This window comes from Paraburkholderia sp. RL17-381-BIF-C, assembly GCF_046026435.1.
Taxonomy (GTDB): domain Bacteria; phylum Pseudomonadota; class Gammaproteobacteria; order Burkholderiales; family Burkholderiaceae; genus Paraburkholderia.
Window position 1 is genome coordinate 1 of sequence record NZ_JARESX010000160.1, and the last position, 3,098, is coordinate 3,098.

Annotated in this window: 2 protein-coding genes; both read left to right on the plus strand. The window is 64.0% G+C overall.

Going from position 1 to position 3,098, the window contains the following annotated elements; all coding sequences use genetic code 11:
- Window positions 1-285 (plus strand): 2OG-Fe(II) oxygenase (locus tag P0D70_RS36305; RefSeq protein WP_408188067.1); only part of this gene is annotated, 285 nt, incomplete at its 5' end.
- Window positions 286-599: 314 nt separating this feature from the next.
- Window positions 600-2,519: an FUSC family protein gene (locus P0D70_RS36310; RefSeq protein WP_408188068.1), complete on the plus strand. Its 1,920-nt coding sequence runs from the start codon at window positions 600-602 to the stop codon at window positions 2,517-2,519.
- The last annotated feature ends 579 nt before the right edge of the window (window positions 2,520-3,098 follow it).

The window sequence follows — 3,098 nt, forward strand, 5'->3', positions numbered from 1 at the left end:
CTCTACGGCGAACACGTCTTTCCACTCCAGGTCGCAATTCTGCTGTCCGAGCCCGGCGCGGACTTCACAGGCGGCGAATTCGTCATGACGGAGCAGCGTCCGCGCATGCAATCGCGCACGGAAGTCGTGCCGCTCGGCAAAGGCGACGCGGCAGTGTTCGCGGTCCACCACCGTCCGGTGCAAGGGACACGCGGCGCGTACCGGGTGAATTTGCGGCATGGCGTGAGCCGCCTGCGCTCGGGCCAACGGCATACGCTCGGGGTGATTTTCCACGACGCGACTTGAGCCGGCCTCCGTTTGGCGGGCTTGCCGCAGTTAGTTACGCGTGCTGCTGCGCCGCCGCAAAAATTCGACTATCGTGATTTTGACCAGGTATGATTCGGGAAAACCCGAACCCGCCGGATGCGCTGCGCCACCCTTTGCAGCGTATGTCGGCGTGTCTGTTCGAGTGTCATCGCCCGTTGTCGGGTGGGGCTGTTAGCCGGTGATCCCGGCATGGCGGCCCAATCCGGCGATACAAAGCTGGCGGGCCCGCGCGCCCGCCTCGTCGCAGTCGGTCAAAAGCCGAAGGCGGCCAATTAGCCTGGACATCATCGATCATGATTGCTGCCGCGTTTTCGCGCGTCGCCGACCGCCTGCTTGCCGCGGATCCCGGACTCGTACGCCTCCATACCGCGCTGCGCGTTGCGCTTGCCTGCCTGCTCACCGGCGTGGCCAGCGTCGCGTGGACTGTCTCCGTCCACCAACCCGTCACGCTCGCCGCACCCGGCATCCTCTTCGCAATGGTCGCGCCGCTGTTCGTGCGCGATGCGCGGCGGCCCGCATGGTTCGGCACGCTCTTCTGCCTCTATCTGTGCGCCTGTGTGTGCTTCGCTACGGCGAGCGTGCTGAGCCGCTATCCGCTGGCCGGCGACGCCGGCTTCCTCGTCGTGATGTTCGTTGGCATGTTGTGCCAGGCATGCGGTCCGCGTGCGTTGGGCTGCGCGATGCTGGGCGTGGTGTGTTTTTACCTCGGTCTGTATCTGCATCCATCGACGACGCATCTCGTGCAGTCGCTCCTGCTCTCCGCGTTCGGCCCGTTGATGGTCACGCTGGTGGGTCGCGTGATCGTACCGATGCGGCCCGCGACGAGCTTGCGCCTGGCTGTGCATACGGTCACTCTGCGCGCGTCGCGTGTGCTTCACGCTCCGGCGGCGGCGCATCTCTCGGCGTTGAACGAAGCTGCGCTTTCGCTCGAAGAACAGTTGGCGCTGTTGAATCCGTCCGATGCGGAAACGATTCGCGAACGGATCGTCGAAGTGGAAGTGGCCGCCGGGCAGTATGCGTTTGCATCGGGGCATGCGGATGGCGGCGGCGAGGCAAGTGCCGACGTGTTGCGTCACGCGATTGCGCGGCTCAGGGAAATTGCAAATCGAGGCCACATCGCTCGATTTGCTTCATCTGTACATGCAAGCGGTGCAACTGCGCTAACTGCGGCGCAGCGCCTCGCCGACTTGCGCAGCAAGCTCTGCTGGCTCCCCGCCACGCGCGCCACGACGGCTGCACTACTCGCGATGCTGATCGGTCACTCGCTTTCGCCGGAGCGCTGGTTCTGGGCGGTCATTACGACGTTCGTCGTGTTTCTTGGCACGCGCTCGCGCGCCGATACGGTGTACCGCGGCGCGCAGCGCCTCGTGGGGACGCTGGGCGGTGCGCTCGTCAGCGTTTCGCTGGTCGCGCCGCTGCAGGACTCACCGGTTTTGCTGGTCGCCGCGATGGTGCTATGCGTGTTCGGCTGGGCTTACTTCATCCTGAACGCGTATGCGCCGGGTGTGTTTTTCATCACCGTGCTCGTGGGGTTGGTCTACGGCGAGTTGGGGTTCGCAATGGGCCCGCTGGTCGAGATACGAATTGAAGAAGTGCTGGTGGGCTGTGTCGTGTCGTTCGCCGTCGCGATACTGATGATGCCGCTCGCGGCGACGCGGCATGTCGAGACGAGGCTGAGTTCGGTGTTGGGCGGGTTGCGTGAGGTGGTGCGGCTCGCCGGGGCGGGTGCGCTAGCCGCTGATGCGGCTCCGGCCATGCGCAAGCTCGATCGCAGTTGGCACGATCTGCGGATCGCGCTGCGACCGCTGCAGACGCAGCGCGTGGTGGTGTGGAATCCCGATGTCGAACTGGCGACCGGCTCGCTGCTGTGTTGTCTGCATTGGGCGCGAGTGTTGAGCGATTCCGCACGGCGCGGCGGATTGCGCGAAGAGGTGGCGCTCAATGCGGCGGAGGTGGGCGCGGCGCATGTCGATTCGATCGTGGCGCGGCTCGATTCGTTGATTGCGCGGTACAACGGCGCCGTGGTGCGCGATGCGTGGGGTGGGCGGGATGAGCTTGCATCGGTGACGGCTGCCGCTCATGTTGATGCACGTAAGGCGCCGGCACTCGCGCAACTGGATGGCGCGGTCGCGCAGTTGTTCGATCGATTGACACGGCCGGCGTCGGATGCGCGGCGGGTGTTTAATTGGGCGTTGCGGGGGCGGGGGGTTTAGGAGTGCCGGGGGGGGGTGTAAAGCTCATTGGCGATAAGGTTACGAGGAGCGGAGCCAGCGGATTTGGATCAAGTGTGTAAGCGACCAACTATTGCAGGTTCTCGTCGTAGTTCAGAACCACGGCATACGGCGGATGTTTAGCCATCGATAACCTCTGCATTCTTGATATCTTGCAAACGCTGTTGGCATGCACGGCGCTTGTAAGCGACGGCTCGTCAGGCCGGCGAGCGCAGTGCACACGGTCCCGATCGTCATAATCCCAGTTTGGGCGCGTGCGCCGTCTGAATGCTGGCGTTGGAGTCGGTCGAGAAGAAGCGTTCCACACCGTTGTGTCCACCGCGCACATTGCCAATTCGCTATTCGTACGCGACCCAAGCTGCTCGCGGAATTGATGATTAGGTTCGACCCACGACGTTGAACAAAGCCGCAGCGCCAGAACCGGCACGCTGCTCTGCCTTTTTTTCGCGGATCGACAAGAGCCCGAATTGGCTGCCAGCGGACGACGCCTAGGTGGCGCCACCCGCTGGAACATGCCTTTGTGATGACTGAGCGTCGGTCGACCAAATCACCGAACCTCGG

Coding starts and splice junctions, on each gene's coding strand:
- P0D70_RS36310 (WP_408188068.1), top strand. CDS start 600: ATGATTGCTGCCGCGTTTTCGCGCGTCGCCGACCGCCTGCTTGCCGCG.